Below are 1547 nucleotides of genomic sequence, written 5' to 3'. Positions count from 1 at the left end.
CGGGCGGCCGGCTGCGGGGCGGAGATCCGGGCGGGCGAGGTGCCGCTCTCGCCGGCGGCGCGCGCGGCCGTGGCGGCCGATCCCGCGCTGCTGGCCCGGGTGCTGGGCGGTGGCGACGACTACGAGCTGCTCTTCGCGGCCGATCCCGGCGATGCCCCCCGCATCCTGGCCGCGGCCGCCGCAGCCCAGATCCCCGTGACGCGCATCGGCCGCTTCCTGGACGGGCAGGGGGTGCGCGTGCTGGATGCGTCGGGCGCGCCGATGGCGCTGCCCGCCGCCGGATGGAGCCATTTCACGTGACAGCCGAGACGCGCCTGATGAAGCGGGACGTGTTCCTGCTGTTCCTGTGCCAGGCGCTGATGAACGCCTCCATCGTCGGGCAGGTGGCGATGAGCGCGCTGGTCGGGCACAGCCTGGCGGAGGACAAGTCGCTCGCCACCCTGCCGATGGCACTGCAGATGGTGGCGACCATGGCCGCTTCGATTCCGGCCGGGATCGTCTTCGCGCGGCTCGGACGGCGGGCCGGGTTCAGCCTGGGCGCGGTGGCCTCCATCCTGGGTTCGCTGATCTTCGCGCTGGGCATCTGGGAAGCCGATTTCTGGCTCTACACGGCGGGCGCGCTGCCGGCGGGCATCGGCTTCGGCATCGCCCAGCACTACCGCTTCGCCGCGGCCGAGGTCGCGACCCCCGCCTATCGCCCGCGCGCCATCTCGCTGGTGATGGCCGGCGGCGTGCTGGCGGCCGTGTTCGGGCCGGAACTGGTGAAGCACAGCAAGGACATGGTCGCGCCCTTCCTGTTCCTGGGCACCTACCTGATCTTCGCCGCCCTGCCCGTGGCCTGCCTGGTACTGCTGACCGTGGTGCGGCTGCCGCCGGCGCCGCCACGCCAGGCGAGCCCGACCCCGGTGGGCGAGATCATCCGGCGACCCGCTTTCGTCACCGCCGCGGTCACCGGCGCGATCGCCTATGGCACGATGAACCTGGTGATGACCTCGACGCCGCTCGAGATGATGGCCTGCGGCTTCGCCGTGGCGGCAAGCGCCACGGTGATCCAGGCGCATGCGGTGGCGATGTTCGCGCCGGGCTTCGTCACCGGCCGGATCATCGCGCGCTTCGGCGTGCGCCGCGTGATCGTCGCGGGCGCGCTGCTGAATGCGCTCTGCGTCGCGGTCGCGCTGATGGGCGTCAGCTTCGGCCATTTCACGGTGGCGCTCGTGCTGCTCGGCATCGGCTGGAACTTCATGTTCACGGGCGCCACCACCCTGCTGTCCGAGGCGCATCGGCCGGAGGAGCGGGTGCGCGCCCAGGCGGCGAACGACTTCATCGTGTTCGGCACGGTGGCCTGCACGGCGCTCGCCTCCGGTGCGGTGCATGCGGGCTTCGGCTGGAACGCGCTGAACCTGGCGCTGCTGCCGGCGCTCGCCCTGGCGCTGGTGATGGTGCTGCGGGTGCGCCCGCGCGCGGTCCCCCGGGCGGCCTGAACCGCCGCGCGCGGCTACCGGGCGCCGGGCGCGCCGGGCATGGCGTTCTGCTGCGCGCCCAGGCCC

1 protein-coding gene and 1 pseudogene are annotated in these 1547 nt (G+C 73.4%); both read left to right on the top strand.

What is annotated here, in order from left to right:
- Positions 1-300: pseudogene (locus OZN99_RS31250) on the top strand (thiamine-phosphate kinase); the annotation flags it as partial.
- Positions 297-1481: an MFS transporter gene (locus OZN99_RS31245; RefSeq protein WP_270939092.1), complete on the top strand. Its 1185-nt coding sequence runs from the start codon at positions 297-299 to the stop codon at positions 1479-1481. The pseudogene OZN99_RS31250 and the gene OZN99_RS31245, both read left to right, overlap by 4 nt.
- Positions 1482-1547: the final 66 nt, after the last annotated feature.

Origin of the sequence: Falsiroseomonas oryzae (assembly GCF_027856955.1) — a bacterium.
Taxonomy (GTDB): domain Bacteria; phylum Pseudomonadota; class Alphaproteobacteria; order Acetobacterales; family Acetobacteraceae; genus Falsiroseomonas; species Falsiroseomonas oryzae.
The sequence above is the reverse complement of the archived record's forward strand: the minus strand, read 5'-3'. Positions and strand labels throughout refer to the sequence as shown.